The 22095-nt window shown below is 44.5% G+C and carries 11 protein-coding genes; 4 read left to right on the forward strand and 7 right to left on the reverse strand.

Features of this window, described 5'->3' with window-relative positions; genetic code table 11:
* Positions 1-21: 21 nt before the first annotated feature.
* From U2F10_RS36290 to U2F10_RS36315, 6 genes are all read right to left on the reverse strand, one after another.
* Positions 22-7884 (reverse strand): amino acid adenylation domain-containing protein, encoded by a 7863-nt coding sequence (locus U2F10_RS36290; RefSeq protein WP_499874929.1) that lies wholly within the window; start codon positions 7882-7884, stop codon positions 22-24.
* Positions 7885-7887: 3 nt separating this feature from the next.
* Positions 7888-12531 carry an amino acid adenylation domain-containing protein gene (locus tag U2F10_RS36295; RefSeq protein ID WP_499874930.1) on the reverse strand — a complete coding sequence of 1548 codons (4644 nt, stop codon included), beginning with the start codon at positions 12529-12531 and terminating at the stop codon, positions 7888-7890.
* A gap of 42 nt (positions 12532-12573) precedes the next feature.
* Complete coding sequence (locus tag U2F10_RS36300; protein WP_499874931.1) at positions 12574-13371, reverse strand: phytanoyl-CoA dioxygenase family protein; 798 nt, start codon at positions 13369-13371, stop codon at positions 12574-12576.
* 1267 nt (positions 13372-14638) lie between these two features.
* Complete coding sequence (locus U2F10_RS36305) at positions 14639-14812, reverse strand: hypothetical protein (RefSeq protein WP_499874932.1); 174 nt, start codon at positions 14810-14812, stop codon at positions 14639-14641.
* A 242-nt stretch (positions 14813-15054) separates the two neighbouring features.
* Positions 15055-15276 (reverse strand): hypothetical protein, encoded by a 222-nt coding sequence (locus U2F10_RS36310; RefSeq protein WP_499874988.1) that lies wholly within the window; start codon positions 15274-15276, stop codon positions 15055-15057.
* Positions 15171-15446 (reverse strand): glycosyltransferase family 39 protein, encoded by a 276-nt coding sequence (locus tag U2F10_RS36315; protein ID WP_499874933.1) that lies wholly within the window; start codon positions 15444-15446, stop codon positions 15171-15173. Before U2F10_RS36315 ends, U2F10_RS36310 begins: the two co-directional genes overlap by 106 nt.
* 1032 nt (positions 15447-16478) lie before the next feature.
* On the opposite strand from U2F10_RS36315, the gene U2F10_RS36320 reads away from it, so the two are divergent.
* The 4 genes from U2F10_RS36320 (at position 16479) to U2F10_RS36335 (ending at position 20665) form a co-directional block, all read left to right on the forward strand.
* Complete coding sequence (locus U2F10_RS36320) at positions 16479-17243, forward strand: thioesterase II family protein (protein ID WP_499874934.1); 765 nt, start codon at positions 16479-16481, stop codon at positions 17241-17243.
* Positions 17244-17464: 221 nt separating this feature from the next.
* The gene (locus U2F10_RS36325) at positions 17465-18637 is read left to right on the forward strand and encodes an HlyD family secretion protein (protein ID WP_499874935.1); all 1173 of its coding nucleotides are present in this window, start codon (positions 17465-17467) and stop codon (positions 18635-18637) included.
* A gap of 17 nt (positions 18638-18654) precedes the next feature.
* Positions 18655-19866 carry an ABC transporter permease DevC gene (gene devC / locus U2F10_RS36330; protein WP_499874936.1) on the forward strand — a complete coding sequence of 404 codons (1212 nt, stop codon included), beginning with the start codon at positions 18655-18657 and terminating at the stop codon, positions 19864-19866.
* Between the two features lie 121 nt (positions 19867-19987).
* Positions 19988-20665: an ATP-binding cassette domain-containing protein gene (locus U2F10_RS36335; protein ID WP_499874937.1), complete on the forward strand. Its 678-nt coding sequence runs from the start codon at positions 19988-19990 to the stop codon at positions 20663-20665.
* Positions 20666-20694: 29 nt separating this feature from the next.
* On the opposite strand, the gene U2F10_RS36340 is transcribed toward U2F10_RS36335, so the two are convergent.
* Positions 20695-21777, reverse strand: coding sequence for a cupin-like domain-containing protein (locus U2F10_RS36340; RefSeq protein WP_499874938.1), 1083 nt, complete (start codon positions 21775-21777; stop codon positions 20695-20697).
* Positions 21778-22095 lie beyond the last annotated feature (318 nt).

Below are 22095 nucleotides of genomic sequence, written 5' to 3' on the forward strand. Positions count from 1 at the left end.
TCCCCAAAAAACGGGGCCAAACTACGATAGATTGTTGAGTTCTAGCATGAGTCCTTCTAGATCCTGTTGACTGAGTGTCATATTTTCAGCCACTTGAACCTGAGCCAACTGCTTTCTCTCGATATCACTCAGCAGATTGATATCTGTCAGAGCGGTGTCTGGAGCATCAATAATTTTTTCTAAAAGGTTTTCAAAGCGTTGGAGTAGCTGATCGATGGTAGTTGATTCAAATAGAGACTTATTGTAAGTAAGCGTACCTGTTAACCCGTGACGACCTTCTTTAAAGCTTAAGATCAAATCAAAGGGGGCTGTGGTCTCATCTATTTGTAATGGAACCAGTGTAAGGCCAGGAATCTCTAAAGATGACTCTTCAGTATTTTGTAGAATCAGCTTAATTTGAAAGAGTGGGGTTTGGTTTAGGGCACGCTCTGGCTGAAGTGCTTGAACCAATTTTTGGAAAGGTAAATCCTGGTGTGCATAAGCTGCCAGGGTTGTCTGTCGAACTCGCTGCAGGAGATCCTTAAAGGTCGGATTTCCGTCAAGACTCGTTCGCAAAACTAACTGATTGACAAAGAAACCAATCAGATTTTCAATTTCCTGTTGGTTGCGATTGGCAATATCGGTACCAATGACAATATCTGTTTGCTGGGTATAACGGTACAACAAAATCTTAAAGGCCGTTACCAGGGTCATAAACAGTGTGACCCCATTGGCCCGACTAAATTCATTTAGCTCTGCAGTCAGTGCCGCTGAGAATCGGAGGGATGCGATCTCACCTGTAAAATTTTGGGCTGAGGTACGAGGATAATCACTGGGCAACTCACACGCGGGTAAATCCACCAACTGCTCTTGCCAATACGTCAGCTGAGGCTCCATTACATCCGACACTAGAGCTTGTCGTTGCCAAGCAGCAAAATCAGCATATTGTAGGGGCAGGGGAGCTAAAGGCAGCGGCTGCTGATTATCAAAGGCTGGATACAACATCGCTAATTCGGTCATTAAAACACCGACAGACCAACCATCTGCTGCAATGTGATGTAGCGTCACCAGCACAATGTGCTCAGTCTCCTTAAGACGCATTAGGGTAACCCGTATCAAGGGAGCCTGTGTCAGATCGAACGGTTGGTTGGCCTCTTCAGCAGCCATACTTTGAACTTTTTGAGCCTGTGCTTCTATGGATAAAGACTCTAAATTGATGATCGGAATCTCTAAATCGAACGGTGGCATAATGTGCTGGTAAGGCTGACCATCTTCCTGGACAGAGAATGCAGTTCGCAACACTTCATGACGATGGACAATGGTTTGAAAACTTTTAACCAAAGCGTGAGGATTCAGTGCGCCCACCAACTGCATGGCAGCTGGCATATTGTATAAAGGGCTATTGGGCATCAACTGATCTAAGAACCATAGACGTTCTTGGGCAAAGGAGAGGGGTAATCGCTGGGCTCGATCTACAGGCAAAAGTGGCGGAATATGGTTCTGATGTTCCTGGGTAAGGGTGATATCAATCTGCTGTGCTAGGGCAGATAGGGTTACTTGCTCAAAGAGAGTTCGCAAAGGAAGTTCGATCTGGAATTTTGACCGTATGCGTGAAATCAATTGAGTTGCCAACAAAGAGTGACCGCCCAAATCAAAGAAAGCATCTTCTCGGCCAATGGGAGAAATATCTAAAACCTCTTCCCAAAGGGTGGCTAAGATCTTCTCTGTAGATGTGCTAGGGGCCTCATATGGCCGAATGAGTGAGGCAAAGTCAGGCTGTGGTAAGGCTTGTCGATCTACTTTACCATTGGCCGTCAGCGGTAGGATTGCCAATGGCATGATCAAGCTGGGGACTATGTAGTTTGGCAACTGCTGGTTAAGGAACTGTTTTAACCCATTGATGTCAAAGGTTCCATCTTTATCCACGACATAAGCCACTAAAATCTTGTTACCTGGGCGCTCTTCGTGTGCGATCACGATACATTGCTGCACATGAACGTAGCGATTGATCACCGCTTCAATCTCACCCAGTTCGATCCGGAAACCTCGGATTTTAATCTGAAAATCTTGACGACCCAGAAATTCAATGTTGCCATCGGGCAGATAGCGAACCAAATCACCGGTTTTATAGAGGCGTGCTTGGGGATTGAATGGGCTGACTATCCAGGTTTTCTCAGTTAAGTCGGGACGATTGAGATACCCGCGCGCTAAGCCATCTCCACCAATGTAAAGTTCTCCTGGAACACCGATGGGGACAGGCTGCAAACTCGAGTCGAGCACGTACACCTGAGTATTGTTAATTGGACGACCAATCGGCATGCTGTGATCTGGTGAGATCGTCCGGGGAATCGGATAGCAACAGGTGAATGTAGTATTTTCAGTTGGCCCATAGCCATTGATAAGGGTGCAATTTGGCAAGGCAGACAGGGCCTTCTGGATATGTTGGATTGAAAGTACATCACCCCCAGCCAGTAGTTGTTTCACCGAGGACAGCGCCTCTGGCTGTTGTTCTATAACAAAATGGAATAACCCAGCGGTCAGCCACAGAATTGAAATGGCCTCTTGCTGCAGGATGGTGGCTAATGTCTCTAAAACAGGCAATCGTTCAGGATAGAGGACGAGTCTGGCCCCATTGAGTAGTGCTCCCCAAATTTCAAAGGTAGCCGCGTCAAAGGACACAGGGGCCAGCTGTAGAAACGTATCTTGCTCACGAATAGTGACATAGTTAGGCTCGATGACTAATCGAACTACACCACGTTGGGGGACACACACCCCCTTGGGAGTGCCTGTAGAGCCAGATGTATAGTTGATATAAGCCAGATTGTCGAGAGTTAAAACAGGAGCTGCATCTCCCTGGAGATTTTCCTCAGAAGACTGACCAATCGTCAACCAGTCTCGATCTAGACAGACTATCTGGGGCTCGTTTCCTGTTTGGGTTTCGAGGTGCGGTAGATTGGCCAACAAATTGACCTGGGTCAAAAGCACCGATGGTTGAGCATCGGACAGCATAAACTGCAACCGCTGAGGGGGATAGCTCGGATCTAGTGGCACGTAAGCCCCGCCTGCTTTAAGAATCCCCAACAAGCCCACAATCATTTCAAGGGAACGGTCTACACAGATGCCCACCAATACATCCGGTCCTACTCCGAGGGATTGAAGATAATGGGCTAGCTGATTGGCTCTAGCATTAAGGGCCTGATAGGTGAGCTGTTTATCTTCAAATATAACGGCAACAGTATTTGGATCTTTTTCAACCTGGGCTTCAAACCAATGGTGAATGCATTTTTCCTGAGGATACGGTTTAGCCGTGTTGTTCCATTCCACCAGCAGCTGGTGTTGCTCTGATGAATTTAGCAATGGCAGAGTTTTTACTGTTTGTGATGGCGTTTCTACCATTGCCCCCAAGAGAATTTGAAAATGTCCAATTAGGCGGTCAATAGTCTCTGCTGTAAAGAGATCGCTGTTGTATTCCCATGTTCCCGCTAGACCATTGGGCGTCTCATTTATAAAGAGGGTCCAATCGAACTTAGCAATGGCACGTTCAGGCTGTAGGGACGTCAGTGTCAAATCAGGTAGTACCTGAGGAGCTAGGGGGGCATTTTGCAAAGCAAACATCACCTGAAAGATAGGATGGTGGCTCAAACTGCGCTGGGGCTGCAACACTTCTACTAATCGTTCGAAGGGAACATCCTGATGGTCGTAGGCATCTAGTGTTGTTTGCCGAACTTGCTGCAGCAACTCCTTTAGTGTGGGATGAGCGCTCAGGTCAATACGCAATACTAAGGTGTTCACAAAAAAGCCAATGAGTGGCTCTATTTCCTGACGATTACGATTAGCAATGGGGGCACCGATAACGATGTCATCTTGAGCGGTATATCGGCTTAGTAAAAGAGCAAAGGCTGAGAGTAACGTCATAAAGAGGGTGACCCCTGATTTTTGACTCAGTGCCTTTAACTTTGTCGTTAGGGTGAAATCTAGATGGAAAGTTGCCTTACGCCCCTGAAACGTTTGGAGCAGAGGGCGGGGATTATCAGTGGGCAGATCTAGCACATTGGGAATGCCTGCCAACTGATGCTTCCAGTAGTTCAGCTGAGTTTCTAAAACTTCTCCAGTTAGCCAGCGGCGTTGCCAGCTAGCAAAGTCAGCATACTGGATGGGGAGTTTAGGTAAGGGCTCTGGGCTCTGGGCTCGAGCCGATTGATAGAGCACAGACAGCTCCTGAATCAGGACTCCCATAGACCAGCCATCGGCAATAATGTGATGCAGAACGGCTACCAAAACGTGGGTCTTTTCCTCAAGTTGAAACAAGGTCACCCGCAGAAGTGCATCAGTAGCCAAATTAAAGGGGCATTGAATCTCCTTGGCGGCCAATCGTTTAGCCTCTACCATTCGCATGTCAGAGGAGCCCATTAACTGCAAATCTACCACTGGCAATCGAATTGGGGACGGGGGTGCAATCTTTTGGACGGGGGTGCCATCAATTACCGGAAAGGTGGTTCGTAAACTTTCATGTCTACGGACAACGGCTGTCAATGCCTGCTCCAAAGCCTCAATATCGAGGCCCCCCTGGATTTGTACTGTTTCGGAGAGATTGTAGGTGGCACTGGGGCCTTCTAACTCCGCCAGAAACCAAAGTCGCTCCTGGGCCCAGGAAAGAGGAATGGGCTGACTACCCCGCTCGACTGGAAGCAGCGGCATGATCCCATTGGTTTGACGTTCTGATGACATTAGGGCCTGGGCCAGTTCAGAAACGGTGGAAAACTCAAATAAGGTTTTGAGGGGAATCTCCATCTGGAGAAGATTTCGTAACCGGGATATAACCTGAGTTGCCAACAGGGAATGCCCCCCTAAGTCAAAGAAATCACTGTAGGCCCCCACCCCAGAGACCTTTAAAACGGCTTCAAAGGTCTCTGCAATCATCTGTTCCGTTGGGTTTCTAGGGGGGGTGTCACTGTTGTGCATGTCCCATTGCTGTGGGGCTGGCAAGGCACGGCGATCAATTTTGCCATTCGGGGTTAATGGCAGAGCAGCCATCTCGACTACAATGGTGGGTACCATCTGTTTTGGGAGTTGTTGGCGCAGAGTTTGCCGGAGTTCCATGGCTCCTGGCCAATCTTTGTCTGGTACTACATAGGCTACTAAACGCGCATTACCCAGGTGGTCGTCTTGGGCAAGAACAACCACCTGTTGCACCTCTCTTAACTTTGCAATGGTCGCTTCGACTTCTCCCAGTTCTATCCGAACTCCCCGAATCTTGACTTGGTTGTCAAGGCGACCGATAAACTCGATATTGCCGTCTACTAACCATCTTGCAAGGTCACCTGTTCGGTAGAGACGTGAAGTACTTGACTCAGATATACCGGAGGCAGACTGCAACGGATTGGGAATAAATGCTGTCGCTGTTTTAGCAGGATTGTTCAGATACCCCCGAGCTAATCCTCTGCCCCCAATAAAAAGTTCTCCAACCGTACCAATGGGGACAGGTTGAAGCGCACCATTGAGAACGTAAAGTTGCATATTCCCAAACGGACGACCAATGGGCACGGATATATCTTTTGCCAGAGTCATCGATGTGGTGTCTTCTGTCAGCTCAAAATAGGTACTGTCAATGGTGGCTTCACTCACACCGTAGGAGTTAATTAAGCGGGTCTGGGGACCACACACGGTCTTGAAGGCGTGGTATTCAGCCATAGACCAACTATCAGATCCCACAATCACCGCTTTCATAAAGGCTAATGTTTGGTCTGTTTGATGGAGGTAAGACGCTAAGCTCCTAAAGACAGCTGGCACAAATTCTGCAATGTCAATATGTTCTGTTTTCAGAAGTTGATAGAGCCGGGCAGGCTCTAATAAGTTGTCTCGAGGACACATGACCAGGCAGCCTCCAGACCCTAACGCACGCACTAAATCGCCGCTAAATACATCAAAGGAAAAGCTGGCCATTTGTAAATGGCGCTTCAACTCCTGGAGGTGATAGGCCTCTTCCCAGGCGTAGTAGGCATTTGTTAAGCTGCCATGGGTCACCATGACACCCTTTGGAGTACCGGTGGAACCAGATGTATAAACTACGTAAGCTAAATTTTCTGGAGCAACCTCAGAAGGGAGGGAAGCCATTGAGGCTTGACTGATGGCGGCTCCATCGCCATCTAGAGTGATAACTTGGGCTGAATGAACTGGTAGTTCAGAAAGTAGGTCACGCTGGGCGACAATTACAGGGACCTGAGCATCGGAGAGCATAAAGCTCAATCGCGGTTTGGGGTAACTCGGATCTAAGGGGACATAGCCACCGCCTGCTTTGAGAACCCCCAAAATGGCAACTAAAAGTTGGGGAGATTTCTCAATGCAGATGCCGACTCGAACGTCTGGACCTATGCCGTGCGATCGCAAATAGTGAGCTAGCTGATTAGACTGTCGTTCAAGATCTTCATAGGTTAATTTCTGTTCACCCCAAACTACTGCAATCGCCTCTGGTTTTTGTTGTGCATGGGCAGCAAACAACCGATGAATCAGCATGTTCTCTGCAGGATAAGCTAACTCGGTTTGATTCCAGACTGATAACTGCTGATGCATTTGTGCCGATAACACTGATATCTCTCCCAGCCGTTGTTGGGGGTTTTCTGCCATCCCAGTCAGTACGACTTGAAGCTGCTCTAAAATACCCTGAATAGTCTTCTCAGTATATTGCTGGGTATCGTAACTAATTCTCAGAGTAAGCGTCTCACCAGCCGAGGCCGTCAGCGTAAGTGGATAATTTGTCCGCTCAAAGTTTTCAACATTACTAATGGTTAAACTACTTTGATTATCCTCCTGGAGGGAGTTATAAACCGGATAATTTTCAAAGACTAGAATACTATCGAAGAGCGGTAAATCTCTAGGTACACTGCTCCAACCTTGGATATCAACCAGCGTAGGATATGAAAATTGCTCCCGTTCGACCTGTTGATCCTGGAGCTGTCGCATCCATTCAATTAGGGGCGTATCCCAGGTTAGTTGGGCTCGCATAGGTAGGGTGTTGATAAACAACCCCACAATGGTTTCAACTCCTGCTAATGAAGGTGGTCGCCCTGAAACAGTCGCTCCAAAAACAACATCAGGTTCACCACTGTTGTAACTCAGTACCAGTGCCCAAGCAGTTTGTACTAGCGTATTGAATGTCAGATGATGTTGTTGGGCCAGGGTACGTAGTTGTTCAGTAACGGTTGGGGGACAAACTATGCGACGCTCAACATAAGCTTCCACTGACTGTTCTGATAAATTTTGGCTGATTCCAATGGACGAAGGGGTTTCAAATCCAGCCAGATTTTCTTGCCAGAAATGCTTCGCTTTAGAACGATCTTGTTCCTGCAGCCAGCCAATATAGTTTCGGTAAGGGGGAGACGTTGGTAACGGAGTAGTTCGTCCAAAAGCGAGAGCTTCGTAGCAGGCCAAAACTTCTTGGGTCAACAGAGTTAGACACCATCCATCCATCAACGCATGGTGATGGCTCCAGACAAATTGATAGGTCTCAGCATCCAGCTGAAAGAGGGCACAGCGCATCAGAGGTGGTCGCCGCAGGTCAAACCCCTGGCTGATGTCAGCCTGCAAAAAAGCGTCTAGTCTTGTCTGTTGTTCTGTGGATACCAAGTGTTGCCAATCTTGTTCAATCCAAGGTAACTCCACCTGCTTGTAAACAACCTGTAGGGGACTCTCCAAGTTTTCCCAAAGAAAACTGGTTCTCAGTACGGTGTGTCGGGCTATTACCTGCTGCCAAGCCTGTCTAAATGCAGATGTATTGAGCAGACCATGAAGCGTAAAATTAAACTGCTCAAAATAAACACCAGAACCAGGAGCCTCCAAAGAATGGAAGAGCATGCCATGCTGCATAGGTGAGAGTTTGTAAATATCCTCAACATTCTGTCGACCCATGATTCAATCTCCTACGCTATTAAGTTCTTCGAGCAAGCTAGTAACCTGGTCTAATTGCTGTTCATCCAACTGAGCTAGAGGAAAGTCAGACGGAGTGAAGCCTCCTGCACTAGGATCAAGACAGTGTTCAATCAGGGTCAACAGAGATTGCTTATAACTGTTAGCCCAATCTTCAATTGTGCTAGCGCGATGCAGTTTGTGACTGTAGGTCCATTCCATCCGTAGACGTCCGTCAATGATACGTCCGCTGATTTCTAACAAATGAGACCGACGACCTTGCGGATGGCGATTAGCCCCTGTAGATTCACTTGCTAAGCCCAGTAACATGCCTGAGTCTGTTCCCTGGGATTGATCAAACTGTCCCAGGTAGTTAAAACTGATCTGGGCGGCAGGCAGTTGTTTCAGGGACTGTCTGATAGCTTCATCGGGATGCAGATATCTTAATAACCCATAGCCAAATCCTCGACCAGGTAGCTGCCGTAGCTGCTCTTTGATGGCTTTGAGTGCCTCTCCAGGGCCAGTAGTATTCCGAAGCTGTAAAACAACTGGAAATACGGTTGTAAACCACCCCATCGTACGGGATAAATCGATATCCTCAAACAGGTCCTCTCGTCCGTGACCTTCTAGATCGATGCGTAGCGAGGTCGTCCAACTTGAAAATGCCTGTAGGAGAGCCGTCAACAGTACATCATTAATTTGAGTGTTATACGCGACAGAAACTTTTTGCAGTAATGCCTGGGTGTTCTCCTCTGAGAAGGTAATCACCACTTGGGCCGTTGTCCCGTGACAGTTTTCTATTTCATTGGTAAAGTCCAGGGGAAGAGAATGTGTCACCGCAGTTTGACTTTGCCAGTAAGTCAGCTCATCTTGAAGGTCTGCGGATGCGACATAATCATGCAGACGGTTAGCCCACGTCTTAAACGAAGTGGTTTTAGGCGGCAGTTGGACGGTTTCTTTCTGTTGTAGCTGAGAATATCCATGGTTGAGATCTTCCAATAGAAGTCGCCATGACACACCATCAATAACTAAATGATGGATTACTAAAAAGAGACGACTGGAAAGATTTTCCCCACGTTGAAACAGGATACCTCGCAATATGGGACCAGTTTCAACATTCAAACTCGTTTGACAAGCTGCCGTTTCTTGTTCAATAACTGTCTGCTGTACATCCAGTGCTAACCCAGAAAGATCCCGCACCTGTAAAAGAGCCCCTTCAGCATTAGTGTGATCCTGATACCAAGCTGATTCACGTTGATGAAAGTTGAGGCGTAACGCATCATGGTGCTGCATCACTGCCTGAAAAGCCCGTTGTAGTAAATCAGGGTCCAGATAGGAGGCCACTTCGAGAAAGACCACCTGATTGAAATGATGGGAAAAATCACTGTGTTCTTCAAAGAAGCGAACCTGAATTGGTAGTAATGACATTTCCCCAGCAACAGATCCTTGCTCAGCCACCACCACTGCTGAAGTACCTGCTACTTCGAGTAACTCAGAGATAGTTTGATGCTGGAATATTTGCCGGGGAGTCAAGCGTATACCTGCCTGATTTGCTCTGGCCACAATCTGAATAGAGAGGATCGAGTCTCCACCGAGTTCAAAGAAATTATCATGGACACCCATCTGCTCTCGTCCCAAAACCGCTCGCCAAATATCAGCCATGAGTATTTCTTGGGCGGTTTCCGGTGCCAAAAATTGATTATCCAGATTTCGCTGGGTTGGATCTGGCACCGGTAAGGCCTGCAGATCAACTTTGCCATTTGGGGTAAGTGGCAGGAACTCAATCTCCATAAAGATGTGAGGAACCATGTAATCTGGTAATAATTTTTTCAGATTACGACGTAAAGTACCTACAGCAACCCCAATCTCTGTCGGCACCACATAGGCAACCAAACGCTTGATTCCAGACGCACTGTCGTCATCCAGAACAACTACAGCCTCCTGTACCTCGATTTGCGACTCCAGGGCCGAGATAATGTCTCCCAGTTCAATCCTAAATCCCCGAATCTTGACCTGTTGATCTATACGGCCCAGAAACTCCACTTGACCATCGGGACGGTAACGTGCACAGTCACCTGTTCGATAAAGTCGGGCATTTGATACATCAATAAATGGGTGGGTAATAAATCTTTCTGCTGTCAGCTGTGGCTGGCCCCAATAGCCTCGAGCCACCCCTGCACCACCAACGTATAATTCTCCCGGTACTCCGACTGGAACAGGGTGCTGTTGCTCGTCTAGAATGTACAGCTTAACGTTTGCCAATGGACGACCAATCGTAGGGGTAGGAATGTCCTCAGTAATCTCACAAAACGTTGCATCAACAGTACATTCCGTCGGCCCATAGAGATTAAAGAAACGGCAGCCTTTAATTTGCCCTAGGGTTTGCCAGGTCGCCTCCGTAATTGCTTCTCCCCCCAGTAAAATCATCTTGGGGAGATAACTATTCTTAAACCATCCTCTGGCTTCCAGTAACTCTAGCTGTGACGGTGTACATTCAAATACATCCACCTGATGAGAGGTTAGATAAGATTGCAATGCGTCTCCATCTAAACGTATATCTTCAGGAATTAGCACAAGAGTGTGCCCTTGCAGCAGCTGAATAATTTGCTTGACAGATGTGTCAAATGCCAGTGGACCATTGACACTTATCTGCAAATTTACCTGCGATTCGCCTTCATAAAAGTGTTGATAAACAGATGTTTTTAGGGCCTGTAATAAATTTAAAACTGACCGTTGTTCTACCATCACACCTTTTGGGGTGCCCGTCGAGCCAGAGGTATAGATAACGTAAGCTAGATGATTGGGCGCTATTGCAAGGGCCAGGTTATGGCTAGGTTGAGTCGCAATACTATGCTTTTCTTGATCCAGACAGATTACTTGAAGATCAGAAATTTCTGTTGAGGCTAACGCTTTACTTAGGGCGGTATGGGTTAGTAAAACCTGGATTTGCGAATCCTGGAGGATAGCACGTTGTCGCTCAACAGGATAGCTTGGGTCTATGGGCACATACGCCCCACCTGCCTTAAGTATCCCCCACAGGGCAATGATTAACTCTAAAGAACGTTCATAACAGAGACCTACCCGACTCTCAGGGCCAATGCCTAGATGTTTCAAATAATGGGCTAGCTGGTTGGCTCGCTGATTTAATTCCTGATAGGTTAGACGGGTCCCTTGATAGAGGACGGCTGGGCGTTCAGGTGTTTTCGCGACTTGTATCTCTAATCCTTGAGATAAACTATCAAGAATTGGCCCAGCCTGTTTGGTCTGGTTCCAGGATGCTAAAATTTGATGCTTTTCTTGGCTACTCAAGAAAGAAACCTGACTAACAGGGTTCTCGGGATGACTCAAAACCGCTTCCAACAAACGTTGAAAATGTCTGATCATTCTCTGAACGGTTTGCTTTGAAAAGAGCGTCTGGTTATAGGCCCATACCCCTACCATGCCAGCTGAGGTCTCTCGCATGGATAGCGTTAGGTCAAATTTGACGGTCGAGTGGTCTGCTTCCATGGGAGTCAACGTCAGTCCAGTCAATTCCAAGGGTTCCAAAGGTACATTTTGCAAAACAAACATGACCTGAAACACAGGATGATGACTTAAACTGCGTTCTGGTTGTAGCACTTCAACCAATCGTTCAAAAGGTAAATCCTGATGTGCATAAGCGTCCAAGGTGGTCTTACGAACACGTTTTAACAAGGATTGAAACGATGGCTCGTCCCTCAAGTTGACTCGCAGTGCAAGCGTATTAATAAAAAAGCCGATTAAAGGTTCTATTTCCTTCCTATTCCGATTGGCAATAGGCGACCCAACTACGATATCCTTTTGCTGACTGTAGCGGGATAGCAAAAGAGAAAAAGCTGCTAGTAGTGTCATAAAGGGAGTTACCCCAGACTGTTGGCTGAACTGGTTGAGCCGTTCTGTCAGTTCAGCTGTTAGGGTGAATTTCTCAGCATCCCCAGTATAAGTTTGTACCGCAGGGCGAGGATAGTCTGTTGGTAAATTGAGGAGTGGTGGTATATCCGACAGATTACTCTGCCAATAATTCATTTGTTTAGCCAGGACATCGCCCGTTAACCACTGTCGTTGCCACTCGGCGAAATCCGCATATTGGATAGAAAGCTCTGGAAGTGGAGAAGGCTTCCCTTGAACATACGCAGGATAAAGTGTGGCTAACTCTCGGACAAAGACCCCCGTTGACCAGACATCTGCAATGATGTGGTGTACGGTAATTGCCAAAATATAGGAATAATCTTCTAATTTTAGCAGTAAGGTACGCAACAGTGGACCTCGGGCTAGATTAAATGGCTTACGAGATTCCTCTTTAAGAATTGCTTTTGCCCATGCTAGGCATGACTCTGACGCAAGCTGTCCTGGTGATTCCATCAGAGTCAGAGCGACTGAACTTCGAGCCGCGATCACTTGGTGAGGAGTGCCATCAACAACCCTAAAAGTAGTGCGCAGTACTTCATGACGTTGCTGAATTTCCTCTAAAGCCTGCTCCAATGCTTTCAGATTTAGATTACCTTCTAACCGGAGCGCTCTAAAAATATTATATGAGTGATTATTAGGTTCCAAACGGTCTAAAAACCAGAGTCTCTCCTGGGAAAAAGAAACTGGAAAAACATATACATCTTCTAAAGTTTGAATTTCCATATCTACTGGTACTACTTGTGTCAGTAGGTTGTTAGACAACCATTATGCTAAACTCATCTCTAAAAGTGTTTCATTCTCAAGCATCTCCAAAGGTTGATACTCCCTAGAAACAAGAAAGTCTGGACGAGGATTATCTTTACAGGTGGGCGTGTTGCTGATACTGGAGTATGTAATCAGGATCAACCTTCGATCATAGGGAGAAATGTTGGAAGCTGAAGCATGAACAACGTTTCCATGGAAGAAGACAACTGACCCTTTTGGCCCTGTCGGTGCAATCATACCGTTTTTCTGGACCATACTTGCTATCAAGTCCTCTCCAACACAATACTTGAGATCTGCACTAACATTAGCAATCCAGTCTTCTTCTTCATTGGTCTGTGCTCGAGCTCCAACATTAATGACACCATCGGTATGGGAGCCAGGGATGAAAAATAAAGGTCCATTGAATTGATCAATATCATCAATGAAAATTGCAGCACTGATCACCGCTGGAGTTAGTAAACCATCTTCTCCATACCAAAACATATAATCTTGATGCCAAGGCCAAGCATCCCCAGAGAATGCAGCTTTCATATTGATTTTGAACTGATATAGATATACTTGTTCTTTCAATATCTGCTGTGCTGGTTCCAGGAGTAGTGGATGCCTGACAAGACGTTTTAATAAATAGCTATGCTGATGGCTACCATGGAGGGCACGGACAGTTTGACTATCCTTCTCAAATACTCTCCCTGGTAAGTCTTCTGGTAGTTTTACAATCTCAGCCTTCAACAAGGCTACTTCTTCTTGAGATAGATACTCAGGCAAAAACAGTACACCTTCTTTTTCGTACTGTTGCACCTTATCACTTGGCAGTTTCATTTAGTAAACCTCTATATTATTATGAGCAGAACAATAGAGCAGCAACTAACAATTCCCTTATCGGTTCTTGTTCCTCTATCAGTTCTTGTGAATTTACTTAAAAGCGTTTCTCTTTAAACCCATCGATGAGCTGAGAAGAGAATGGAAACATTAAAACAGGACAAGCATGGTGACTTATATGATGATAATCCTTCAACCTGATTAAGTAAGTGATTTTGCATACATACGCTCCATGGATCTCTTCTGAAAGTTAAACCCAGAGGAACGTAATTTTTCTTTTTGCATACGTTTACTCATAGCTCGCTGATTTATTTAGTGTTTCTATAAAATCTCAAGACACTACATATAGATTACAATTAGTATTTTTTCTCATGATTGACTGACTAACGATATAGCGAGGATAAGTATAGGTTTATATCTATTTGTTGCTTGCCTGAAAGCCTATTGCTTTCGTAGCATTTCTGAAACTCCAAATATTTTGAGCGAACCATGAGCATGTAGTTTTTCTCTAGGAATGTCAGTTTCTTTTTACAAGGACACAGAAAAAATATACTTTGATATAGTATTACTCTAGTAGTGTTAAACTCTCCCTGTGGAAAATAGAGTGTGATGTTATTGCTGACTTAAGGCCGTGCCTTCTTGATTTGTTTGGCAAACAACTTGTTAAACACATCAGCCGCCGTTTCTCCCTTTTCCAGTTGATCACTAACGCTGCATAGATGCCCCTTAGATCGGCTGTTTCAAAATGAAGCATTAGATGGTCCTTCCCCATCCCCGGAATGCACGCTCATAGGGTAAAACACCAATCAATAAACATGAGCTCCGGCCTAACCTGGCTTCAAAGCTGTTTTGGGAATCAATGACACCAGATCTTAAACCTTGATATACGATTTCTGAAGACGATTCGTTGTCCCCTATTATCTTTCAGGCGAATGCTGTAACTTTCTAGGTTCCGATTCGCTTTAAGCAAACTTACCCAATCTTTACCATGCGCCCTAAGATGATGGGCAGAATCACTCGATAGATACCAGCTATACATCAGCACTGTACCGAAAGCGAAGTCTCGCTCAATGGCTTGGTCGACTAACTGCATCCCAATGTCGATTTTGGTGCAAAAGAATTTGTCGAACTTTGCAAATGCTGGGTCTTTCAGCAAGGTTGAGTCTACCTGTTTGTATAAATTTGTTCGAGCATTACGGGTCTTCGGAATTTCCTAATCTGGAAAATGCCTGACCACAAAGGTTTCCTACTCCGTTACCTCCTCATACCGACGACAGACTTCAAAATCCATGGGGAACCGAACCACTCCACTTAAATCGTGTCGATAGCTGTTGCGAACTGATCGGTCCTGACTTCGTGCTCGGTTAAAGGTTGGATCAAGGCTGCGCTGACGATAATACTCACCATACCAGCTGCTCAAAGGGCTCGATAACTGGGGTTAAGCATACGGTTGGCCCATATCTTTAGAGTATCGAGGGCTAACCACACCAGGCCTGATAAAGAGACAACACTGAAGGGTAGATATCGGGTTTCCAATCGTGAAAGAATTACAAGGAATGGCACTGTTGCTAGACCTAGCCAGACGACCATAAACCATTTCCAGCGACGGTTAGGATTGAGTAACGCTAGGGGTAACGCTAGTAAAAATAAACCATAGGTGAGCTATGCTTGAAAAAGCTTAGCGACCAGCGGTTTAGTTTCCTGACTGGCCACTGCCATAAATCCTAAAAATTGGCTTAGCGGAATATTTAATACAAATACCGTTATTCCAAAAAGGATTAATGAGTCAATGCCGATGGCAACGATGTGCAAGATGGCGTTACGTAATGAGCATTTATATTGGCCAAAAAGTAAATAGTTCCGGCGAATGAAAGATACATCCATGCATGGACGTGTTTGGTTAACCCAGTGAGTGCAAGGAAAATAGCGGAAAGTATTAGCCACCTAAACCGTTTTTGGTGTTCAAGTGACATTAGTAGAAAAAGACAGGAAAAGGTCGCAAATAGGAGAGCAGGTATGTCAGGGCAGGTCTTAAAGGCGAGAAACACCGTCATTGGTGTAAAGAGAGAGGGAATTGTTGTTTGCCCTAATCCCTTGGCACCGGGGCATGGGCAACGATTGGAATTGCATTGGCCACATGGGTACAAACCTCTGAAACTGCCTACTGTTTGGCCATCGAGTCAGTCTGATAATTTTCATCTCAACAGAGTGAAATACTCAAGATATTATTTCGGCTTGTTAGTGATTTTGCTCCTACCAGCCTTCTTTCCCTATAGTTTCTTTTCCTAGAATTTGTCCATAGGCTCTTGATCGTTTCCTGATTAGGAGCCTGTCCATCAACTCTGAATCTGATTGTAGTATAATATTGATTAAGTTTCCTGCAGATGCAAAGGTTTTATTTTAAGGATCCTCATGTGTTCAGCTTTGAGCTGAATTTTAAACCCAGAAGAAAGTAATTTGTCTTCTGGCATACATGTAGTTTCCATCTGAGAATGTTAGGTCCTTTGATAAGATTTTGAAACATTTTCAAAATCTTATTATTGTAGCTTGCTACAGCTTTCGCTCCTGTTTGAAACATTTTCAAAATCTTATTATTGTAGCTTGCTACAGCTTTCGCTCCTGTTTGAAACATTTTCAAAATCTTATTATTGTAGCTTGCTACAGCTTTCGCTCCTGTAAGCTTTCCTTTTGTGCAATTCGTCTGTAAGCTCTTGACTGCTTACTGATTAGGAGTCTGTTAATCAGGTCTGAAGCTGACTGTAGTATAGGGGTGATAAGTTTCCTGCAGATGTAGAGGTGTTATCGTAAGAGTTCTCGTGTGTTCAGTTCTGCTGTGTGAACGGTGCTCAGGTTTTAGATTTCTGAGAGAAACGTAGGCATTATATTAACGAGTTGTGATCAGAATTCGATTTAGTATTTTGATGCTGTGGAGTTCCTCAGATTATCCGAATATTACTTCTCCTATGCAGAAAGGCTTTTTAACTACTATTCGATTATGGTTTCTTCTGTGGACAGTATTTATCTATTTCGAGAACTCTAGGTGATTTCTATCCTTGTAAGGTTGGTGTGGTTGTTTTGGTTGGTCTATGAGTCTTTCTTCTCCATGGATTTTTCGATCCTCTATTAAGCCGAAGGCATCGATACGCTTGTTTTGTTTCCCTCACTCAGGGGCTGGAGCTTATGTATTTAAGAATTGGGATTTTCAGAAGTTTAGTGAATTAGATATTGAGGTGTGTGCTATTCGTTTGCCTGGACATGAAGGGCGCTTTAAGGAGGCAGCCTTTAATCGATTTCAACCCCTGATTTCAGCGTTGGCCTCTGCTCTTCTGCCTTATTTAGATCGACCTTATGCTTTTTTCGGTCACAGCTTAGGGGCAATGATTTGTTTCGAATGGGCTCGCCAACTCCGACGGGAAGGACGTACAGGTCCTGATAGGTTATTTGTTTCAGCTCGACGAGCCCCACAGTTGTTGCCAGTTAATCCTTTCAGCCATACTTTAACAGATGCTGACCTTAAGACAGAACTCAGGGACTATGATGGTACACCGGAGGCAGTTCTTCAGAATTCTGAATTGATGGATTTGTTTTTGCCAGTACTGCGAGCCGATCTGGCAGTTAATGAAACGTATACCTATGTAGACGAGGCTCCGCTTGATTGTCCCATTTCAGCATTTGGTGGTATTCGAGATGACAAGGTGAGCGTAGAAAGTATTGAGGCTTGGGCTAACCAGACATCTAAAACTTTCAAGGTTCGTTTCTTTTCCGGAGGTCATTTCTTTATCAAACATGAGGTAGATAGTATCTTGGAGGCGATAGCTCATGATCTAGAAGGTAATCTTGTAAGCTCCTGATGAAACTAGTTTGATCAGGAGGTGCAAGAGAACGGATTTAATCGTCTCCATCTATCTGTCTTCTGGAGGATATGTGTGTGTCTGGAGAGACGTAGACAAATATTCTTTAAGATTTTATCTTCATTTATTGTCATTGCATCATCTGATTTGAGTTGTAAGTGGATGAGTTTGGACTGGTTGGGTAAGCTTCTCGATGTTAGTCTGTAAGGTTTGTAAAGATAATGCTCCGATCTAGATGGATAGTGTGCAGTCAAGTCTTATTGATGGGAATGTTTAGCCTCGCTGCTTGTTCTCCGTCAGTAACTGTTGAGCCTTCGGCTGTGGCTGTTGAGTATCAGACAACGGTTTCTGCATTGGGACGTTTGTCTCCTGAAGGGGATGTAATCAGGCTTTCGGTGCCTAATGCAGAGGACAGTCGCGTTAATCAGATTTTAGTCAAGGAAGGTGACTGGGTAGAAGCAGGAGATATCATTGCTATCTTGCAGGGGTTTGAGCGTCGTAAGAGTGATCTAGCGGAAGCTTACAAGGTAGTAGAGGTTCATAAGGCTCGCTTAGCACAAGTAAAGGCAGGTGAGTTTACGGATTCGGATATTGCGGCTCAGGAGGCCAATGTTGCGAGATTGAGAGCGCAACTACAAACTGAGGTTATAGAGCGACAAGCTTCAATCACAAGTGCTCAAGCTGAATTGCAGCGGACACAAAAATTCCATCAACAACAGTTGAGTCTGGCACAGCAAGGTGCTATTAGTCAGTCGGCATTAGATTTAGCTCACCAGGATTGGCAGGTTGCTGAGTCCACATTACGGCAGCGGCAGGCCCAATTAGCAAATACTCAACAGACATTACAAGAGCAAATCAATCAAGAAGAGCAAAATCTAGTTCGTTTGCGTGAGGTCCGCCCTGTTGATGTGCAAGTTGTAAAAGCAGAGCTTGATCAGGCGCTGATTGCTGTCGAACAACGTCAGGCTGATCTTGATGATACCCAAGTGCGTGTACCCATAGCTGGAAAAATACTGCGTATCAACACCCGTGTCGGCGAACAGGTCAATACCCAAGCGGGGATTGTGGAGCTAGGGCAAACAAATGAGATGTATGCGATCGTAGAAGTCTACGAAACCCAAATCACCCATGTTCGTCAAGGCCAACCAGCAATTATCATCAGCGAATATGGTGGCATTGTAGGAGAACTCAGTGGTGTAGTTGAACATATCGGGATGCAGATCGGTAGGCGAACCTTAGCAAGTGATCTAGCTAACCCAACCACAGATGCTAATGAGCGTGTTGTGGAGGTCAGAATTAAAATTGTTCCAGAAGACAGCAAGCGGGTTGCTGATCTAACGAACATGCAAGTGCGTGTTCAAATTGATATTTCTGACTCAACTTCACCGCTTTAACATTATCAACCTCTACTATGATTTGCTTCAAAACGCTGAGATCTCGATTACAAACTTATAAACCGCTTGCCTGGTCTCAACTATCACATCAAAAAGTGCGGTTGGCGATAGCGATGACAGGAGTTGCCTTCTCTAACATTTTAATTTTTACTCAACTGGGATTACGGGCACTTTTGTTTGAAGGAGTCACCTTGCTACCGGACAGCCTTCAAGGTGATTTATTTATGCTCTCGGCCTATGCACCTACAATGATTCGAAGTAGCTTTCCAAGAATCTACCTTTATGAGGCAGACTCAGTCTCTGGTGTTAAATATTCTGCGCCACTGTATATGAAAAATGCAGAGTGGGTTAATCCGGAAGAGTTAGGGCAGCAATCACAAAAACAAGGGTTTCAACTATTTCCTAATCGAGTAAGAGTTTTAGCGTTCAACCCAGATAATCCAGTTTTAGGAATCGATGAAGTCAATCAACAGCTTGCTCGTTTAGCCACACCCAATGCAGTTCTGTATGATCGTTTAGCCCAAGAGAAACTAGGTTCTGTGCCTAAATTATTTTTAGAGCAAGGTCCAGTAACAACGCTAATGAATAATGAACGAGTGACTGTAGTTGGTTTATTCAGCTTAGGCAGTGACATTATCAATAATGGTCATGTCATCATGAGTGACTGGAGCTATAGTCAGCGGAATTTTTCGAGTAGTTTGGAACAAGTTAACGTCGGAGTACTGACCATTGCGTCTGGTGCAGATATTGCAACTGTGCAGGCTCAATTACAGGAGGCCTTGCCTGTGGATATTAAAATCCTGACTCAGGCAGAATTGACTGAGGCGGAACAAGCTTTCCAAGCCTCTTTACCAAACGGGAAAGTCCTCAATTTTGGTGCAATGATGGGTCTTATTGTTGGTGTGGTTATTGTCTATCAGGTACTTTTTACTGATGTGAATGATCATTTGCCTGAATATGCTACGCTCAAAGCCATGGGCTTTCCTGATCGCTCTTTGGTATGGGTGGTTTTGCAAGAAGCTCTAATTTTAGCGGTTTTAGGGTTTATCCCCGGTTACTTTGCTTCCTGTGGAGTTTACGAGCTGTTAACTCGTTTTACACGTATTCCGCTGTCAATGCGGCTGAATGTTGTTATTCAAGTGTTTGTTCTGACACTATTTATGTGTGCTGTTTCGGGTTTGATTGCTATAAAAAAATTACGTTCTGCCGATCCAGCAGAGGTATTTTGATAATTATTTAAGTGGTCAAGAAGTGAGTGAGCCATTTGTTATTAGATGCTTATTTTTCAGTAGTATCATCAATATTCAAAAATTAGTTTTGATAACTAAAATTTAAATATTAAACAAAATTATGAAAACTATTGTAGAAGCACGTAATCTTAACCATACCTTCGGAAAAGGTTTATTGCAAAAACAAGTGCTAATAAATGTATCTTTAAACTTATTTATAGGAGAAATAGCGATATTAGAAGGCCCTTCTGGCAGTGGTAAAACAACGTTACTTAGTCTGATTGGTGCTTTACGCTCTGCACAAAAAGGCTCTCTTAAAGTGTTAGGGAAAGAGCTGTTAGGTGCAAAGAAAAAACATCTGATTCAAATTCGTAATCAGATCGGTTTTATTTTTCAGGATCATCATTTACTCACCTGCCTCAAAGTTTGGGAAAACGTGAGTCTTCCTCTTAAGCTACATTCCCACATCCCCAGGTCGGAATATCGTTCTCGATCAGCCGATTTTTTATCAGCAGTGGGACTAAGTCAGTTTCTTGATTACTATCCTGGACAGTTATCAGGTGGTCAAAAACAGCGAGTAGCAGTAGCACGAGCACTTACGAGTAGGCCTAAGTTAGTTTTAGCCGATGAACCAACCGCATCGCTCGATAGCCAATCGGGGCGTAAAGTGGTGGATACCATGCAAAAACTGGCGAAGGAAGAAGGATGCACAGTATTGCTCGTAACTCACGATAATCGAATTCTAGATGTAGCAGATCGGATTTTCCGCATGGAAGATGGTTGTTTACTGAATAGTTAATAACCGTTCTCTCCATAGAAATACTTGAACTATTTACTGTAGAGTAGGCGCAAAGGAGCTGCTAAAAGGGTCCAGAAAATCTCTTGAAAGGTGGCAGCTTTTACGACCTCATGCCATCGAGGCATACTTTCAAGATTTTCTTTTAATAATGTCCGATACATTGGGGGCCAAAGTAATAACCATCGAGTTTGTGGATCACTTAATCGTAATCTGAGAGGAGGATACCAAAGCGGCACTGTTATACCAATTTCATCGTCTAAAGAAACAACAGCATGCCACCATGGGTTAGGAATATATAATGCATCTCCAGGATGTACATCGACAATCCACGGTTGACTTAGCTGAAAATTTTTGTATTCTGAAATACCTTGTGCTTCGAAGAGGCGCACAGGAGACCAATTGCGTAGAAATAAGGGGTTTGCATACAAAGCTTTTGCGTTGTCTTCGTCAGGGGGAAAAAGAAAAACTCGTTTTATACCCCTAACCTGGCACATGAGAACATCGCTTCCATGGTGCTCATGACAATCTGTATAAGATCTTCGACCAATAAAAATTGACATTCCATGGGGCTCAGAAGACATTTGAGGCATAGGGGCGATGTCCGCCTTTAAAGGTTCAGGAATAGAAATATTTCGAGCGTAGGGTAGTTTCTCGCCGACTTTTGTTTGCAAAAGGACCTCAATTAAATCGGGAACACTCAGACGATCAAATAATTTTCTTCGAAGAGCTAACTTTTTTGCTTTTGATAGCAACCAGTAGTTTGGATGCTTTTGCATCTTCATAATATCTAGAATTAATGCATGCGTTGTTGTAACCTGCTGATCTTGACAAGCTATTTTGAGATATGGCAAATTCTGCCATTTTTTAAATGCAGGCCAATGCTGAATTCCACCTTTCAATAAAGTCGGTTTAAGAGGGTACCTGTAGTTCGCCTCAAAAAAATCACAACCTATGGATGCTAATGAATGTTGAACGCAATTGAGTTGAGAATTTGGTAAATTTTGCTGTACTTCTTCAGCTGTAATGTGAGTGTCTCTGTCCAAATCATATTGGAAAGATTGGAGGTGAAAATACATACAATTTTCCTCTTTTAAGCTAAAGCTTCGATGCATGCTCTCCCTCCAGAGCGAATGCTTGAGAGAGATTAACTGTATCCCTTAAAATTGTTGAGCCGTTAAAGGTCCTATTCAAAAAAGACTGAGCTTTGTTTGATTTCTATAGACTAACGTTTGCCTTAAGCTCAGATGCTATTCTTCCTTAATTTCTAAAGTTCCTTGATCAAGGCTTAACCCTAAAGGAGAATGTTTCAACTTAGAAGATAACATGATAATATTATTTTTAAAGTCTATTTGAGTAAATACCAATACGAACAACAGCATTTTCCGTATTGAATATTGGACCTGCCTATTTCTCTGGGTATATTATTTTCA

It is taken from the genome of Leptothoe sp. EHU-05/26/07-4, assembly GCF_043421015.1.
Taxonomy (GTDB): Bacteria; Cyanobacteriota; Cyanobacteriia; order Phormidesmidales; family Phormidesmidaceae; genus Leptothoe; species Leptothoe turfae.

What these genes read in the sequence shown, in the direction of transcription:
- U2F10_RS36290 (WP_499874929.1), bottom strand. Translation starts at nt 7,884, where the DNA reads ATGGGTCGACAGAATGTTGAGGATATTTACAAACTCTCACCTATGCAG.
- U2F10_RS36295 (WP_499874930.1), bottom strand. Translation starts at nt 12,531, where the DNA reads ATGGAAATTCAAACTTTAGAAGATGTATATGTTTTTCCAGTTTCTTTT.
- U2F10_RS36310 (WP_499874988.1), bottom strand. Translation starts at nt 15,276, where the DNA reads ATGGATGTATCTTTCATTCGCCGGAACTATTTACTTTTTGGCCAATAT.
- U2F10_RS36315 (WP_499874933.1), bottom strand. Translation starts at nt 15,446, where the DNA reads ATGACGGTGTTTCTCGCCTTTAAGACCTGCCCTGACATACCTGCTCTC.
- U2F10_RS36320 (WP_499874934.1), top strand. Translation starts at nt 16,479, where the DNA reads ATGAGTCTTTCTTCTCCATGGATTTTTCGATCCTCTATTAAGCCGAAG.
- U2F10_RS36325 (WP_499874935.1), top strand. Translation starts at nt 17,465, where the DNA reads ATGCTCCGATCTAGATGGATAGTGTGCAGTCAAGTCTTATTGATGGGA.
- devC (WP_499874936.1), top strand. Translation starts at nt 18,655, where the DNA reads ATGATTTGCTTCAAAACGCTGAGATCTCGATTACAAACTTATAAACCG.
- U2F10_RS36335 (WP_499874937.1), top strand. Translation starts at nt 19,988, where the DNA reads ATGAAAACTATTGTAGAAGCACGTAATCTTAACCATACCTTCGGAAAA.
- U2F10_RS36340 (WP_499874938.1), bottom strand. Translation starts at nt 21,777, where the DNA reads ATGCATCGAAGCTTTAGCTTAAAAGAGGAAAATTGTATGTATTTTCAC.